The organism is Cupriavidus sp. R6-3 (assembly GCF_059772245.1).
Genome location: NZ_JCBAJO010000311.1, coordinates 1 through 4,476, shown reverse-complemented (window position 1 = coordinate 4,476; position 4,476 = coordinate 1). Strand labels below are relative to the sequence as shown.

3 protein-coding genes are annotated in these 4,476 nt (G+C 69.4%); all 3 read left to right on the top strand.

From position 1 onward, the window contains the following. A partial coding sequence (locus AC6EI8_RS24600) for a LysR substrate-binding domain-containing protein (protein ID WP_498383139.1) occupies nucleotides 1–672 on the top strand: 672 nt, incomplete at its 5' end. A gap of 904 nt (nucleotides 673–1,576) precedes the next feature. Next, a complete protein-coding gene (locus tag AC6EI8_RS24595; RefSeq protein WP_498383138.1) occupies nucleotides 1,577–2,953 on the top strand; it encodes a sigma-54 dependent transcriptional regulator in 1,377 nt (458 codons plus the stop codon). 72 nt (nucleotides 2,954–3,025) lie between these two features. Continuing rightward, on the top strand, nucleotides 3,026–4,476 hold a 1,451-nt coding region (locus AC6EI8_RS24590; protein WP_498383136.1), incomplete at its 3' end, for a GtrA family protein.

Below are 4,476 nucleotides of genomic sequence, written 5' to 3'. Positions count from 1 at the left end.
GAGGCCGGCGGCCAGGGCGAGCAGCCCGCGGTCCGGCTCGAGGTCAGCGTGATGGCGGACCTGGCCAACGCCTGGCTGATCCGCCGGCTGCCGAGCCTGTACGAGGCGATGCCGATGCTCGACGTGCACCTGCGGCTGCACACCGAAATCCCGCCGCCGGACCCGTATTCGGTCGACGTCGGCATCTGGCACCAGCGCGTCGATCTGCCCGGCTTCGAATGCCACCGGCTGATCGAGGACACCGTGATCGCGGTGGCCAGCCCCGCGCTGCTGGCCCGCTATCCCGGCTTCACGGTGGCCGACCTGCCGCGCCTGCCGATGCTGCGCTTCGCGCTGCGCTCCTGGCGCGACTGGCTGGAGCAAGCCGGCCTGCCGACCCACGAGCCGGAGCGCGGGCCGATCTTCCAGGATGCCGGCATGCTGCTGCAGTCGGCGGTCGCCGGCGTCGGCGTGGCGACGGCGCGCGCGCTGCTGGCGCACGACTACCTGGTCAGCGGCGCGCTGGTGCAGATCGGCGCCACGCGGATTCCGTCGACGCTGCAGTACTGGATGATCTGGCGCGAAGGCCATCCGCACGAAAGCGCGATCCGGCGCATGCATGGGTGGCTGCGCCAGCAGATCGAGGCATCGCGCCTGCCCGATGCCGGTGCCGACGCCGGTGCGGTGGACTGACACAGCGGCGTATCGCCCGAAGGGCATCAGGTAACCCTTCGGCGTCGCGATGTTTCAGAACCTGAACACTTTGGCCGGCCGTGTTCCCTCGGCCTCGTAGGCGCGCCGCCTACGCCAAACGGATGAGTCGGGCCGGCATGGATGCCGGTCAGAGGCAGCCGGCGCCCCTTCCTTTCCCTGCCGCCGCCATGCAAGGACCGCCCATCCGGACGATGCCGCGAAGACGTGCCGCATGCAGCGTCCGGCGTCGCCGTTTCACCAGTGGCGCAGCGGTGTAAAGCAAATGCAACCGTTTGGCACCGATCGCGTCCGCTGTCACATCGGAGAAAACCCTTCCCCGCTGCCAGTGCGGATGAAGTCATTCGCCATGCACCGCGTAAAAACGGCCTTGTACGCCACTTTTTTGGCGAAGAATAAGAATCGTTCGCCTCATCCTTCGCGGCTTATGCATTGGAGTGCATCGCCTCGCGGCTGGCCCTCGTTCCAGGTCGGATACATCGTGTTACAAGATTTCGCCGGTGTAACAAGTGCACCGAAATAAACGCAATAAAAATCAACAACTTATATCGCGTGGCACGCTCGTCGCTGAGTGAGTCGTTACAAAACGCGTGCGGCCTCATGCAAGGCACGCCGCCACGCCGGGCAAGCAAAGGCGGCACCACGACCGCCATGCCCGGCGCCACAACACAGGCGATGCGCCACTGGCCACTGGTCATTTCGAAGCAGCGGCCGGGCAATGGGAGGGTCTGCTCATTGCCTGGTTGGGGATGGGCGTCTTCCGCGCAAGCGGGGAACGGCGACAGGCGCGTCTGTCTGGGACGGCTTGCCGCCGGCCGGCACCGTGGCGGGCGCGGGATCTTTCCCGCGTCTGCCTCGGCAATAAGAAGAATCCGGGGGAATCATCATGAGCGGCTCCATCACCCGCCCGCTGCTGTTCGTATCGCAGCACCACGAGGCCAATCTTTGCCGCTTCCTCAGCCAGCGTGGCTGGAAGCTGCTGTTCGCCACCGATGCGCACGAGGTCCAGGCGCACCCGCTCGACGAGCAGCCGATCGCCGGCCTGCTCGATTTGACCGGCGAGATCGACGACGTCGAACTGGAGGCGCTCGAGCCCTGGTTCGCGCAGCCCAACATCGCGTGGATCGCGATGGTCGACTGCCGCGACCGCCTGACCCCGACCGCGCGCCGGCTGCTGGGGCTGTATTTCATCGACTATCTGACCGCCCCGTTTGAATCGGTGACGCTGGCGCAGCGGCTGGGCCACGGCTGGGGCATGGTGCAGCTGCGCCAGGACAGTGCGTCGCCCAATGCGCGTGCAGTGGGTCCGGCGGGCATGGTCGGCGAATGCGAGGCGATGCAGACGCTGTTCCGCGGCATCGCCAAGGTCGCGCGCTGGGATGCGCCGGTGCTGATCGGCGGCGAATCGGGGACTGGCAAGGAACTCGCCGCGCAGGCGATTCATCGCGCCTCGGCGCGTGCCGCGCAGCCCTTCGTCGCGCTGAACTGCGCCGCGATCCCGCCCGCGCTGCTGCAGTCCGAACTGTTCGGCTACGAGCGCGGCGCGTTCACCGGCGCGCTCAAGCGCAAACCCGGCCGCATCGAGCTGGCGCAGGGCGGCACGCTGTTTCTCGACGAGATCGGCGACATGCCGCTCGAGAGCCAGACCAGCCTGCTGCGCTTTCTCGAAACGGGCTGCATCGAACGGCTGGGCGGCACGGACTCGGTCGCCGTCGATGCGCGCATTGTCTCGGCCACGCACGTCGATCTCGAGGCGGCCGTAGCGGCCGGCCGCTTCCGCCAGGACCTGTATCACCGGCTGTGCGTGCTGCGCATCCGCCAGCCCGCGCTGCGCGAGCGCGGCAGCGACATCGTGCTGCTGGCCGAGCATGTGCTCGGCGAGATCCGGCGGCAGGCGCCGGCACGCATCAAGGGGTTCTCCAACTCGGCGATGCGCGCGATGGCCGTGCATCCGTGGCCGGGCAATGTGCGCGAGCTGATCAACCGCATCCGCCATGCCGCGGCAATGTGCGAAGGCGGCGTGATCCGCCCCGCCGATCTGGACCTGCAGCCGCCCGCCGAGGCGCATCCCTGCACGCTCGCCGCGGTGCGCGAGGCGGCCGAATGCAACGCGATCCGCGAGGCGCTGCAACGCCATCACGAGCGGCTGATCGATGTCGCCGCCGAACTGGGCGTGTCGCGGGTGACGCTGTTCCGCTTGATGCGCGACTACAAGCTCCAGATTCGCAGGCAGGACCTCGGGCTGGTGGTACGCGAGGGCTGAGCGCTGCTGCGCCCTCGCCGCCTGGACCCCGCACCCGGCACCCTGCCCTGCGCCCCCATCGAGTCTGCCCGCATGCCATCCGCCACCGCCCGGCCGTGCGCCGCCGTCCGCCACACCGGCTTGCGCTACCTGCTGGTCGGCGCCAGCAATTCCGTGCTGGGCTTCGCCGCCATCTGGCTGGCGCTGCGCGGGCTGGACTGGCATCCGGCCGCGGCCAATGCCGCCGGCTATGCGGTCGGCTTCCTGTGGAGCTTCGCGCTGAACCGGCGCTGGACCTTCGCGCATCGCGGCCATGTTCTGGCAAGCCTGGGGCGCTTCGGCGCGGTCTGCGCGCTCGGCTACCTGGCCAACCTGGCGACGGTGCTGGCCCTGTCGAACGTGCTGGCGCCGCGCAGCCTGCTGGCGCAACTCGGCGGCATGGCTGTCTATACGGGGCTGACGTACCTGGGGGCGCGGCATTGGGCGTTTCGCGGACATGTGGGCTGCACGCAGCGGAAGAAGATCGGCCGCGCCACGCGCATCGCGGCAGCGCGCGCCGTCATGGCCAACGCGCCGTTCGTCGTTGCCGTCGCGGCCGGCTCCGCCCTGCCCTGGCTCGCGCCCTATCCCCCGATGATCGACCTGCCGCAGCATGCCGGCCAGATCGCCGCGCTGCGCGACCTGCTGGCCGGTACCTCGCCATGGCAGCAGGACCTGCGCATCAATCCGTTCACGCCCTACCTGCTCGGCTATGGCGCGGCGCTGGCGCTATCGTGGTGGATGCCGGTGACGGCCGCGCTGAAGCTGCTGCTGTCGCTGGCCTATCTCGCCTGTATCGGCGCCTGTATCGCGCTGCGCCGGCAGCTTGGCGCCGATGCGCGGCTGGACTGGCTGTTCGTGCCGGGATTCTTCGGCTTCGCCTATGAATGGGGCTTCCTGACCTTTCTGCTGGCGGTGCCGCTGGGCCTGCTGTTCCTGCTGCCCGCATGGCGCCACGCAGGTGCGCCGACGCTGCGAACGGCCGCCGCGATCGTGCTCGCCGGCGCGCTGCTGTTCGCCGCGCATGGGCTGGTGTTCCTGTTCGCCTGCGCGGTGGGCGCCGCCTGTGCGCTGTTCGGTTCCGCCCGCGATGACGGCTCGCGGCCGGCGCCACCGACGCCGCGCATCGTGCGGCTCGCGCTGCTGCCCTACGCGCTGCTGGCGCTGCTCGCGCTGCTGTACGCCGGCCACGCGCAGCGGCTCGAAGCCACGCTCGACTACGCATGGCCGGCCATCGAATGGCGCTGGGACTGGATGCGGTTGCCGCTGCTGCTGGTGTCGCCCTGGGGTGCGTGGTCGACGCATCTGCCGTTCGCACTGGCCACGCTGCTGATGCTGGCCGCGCCCTGGGCGATGGGGCTGCGGCCGCGCTGGCATCTGCCGCACGCCTGGCTGCCCCTCGCCGCCGTGCTGCTGATCTGGCTGTGCGTGCCGCACTACGCGATGCGCACCGCCTTCCTGTTCCAGCGCTTCGGCATCCTGCTGCTGCCCTGCTATGCGTTGCT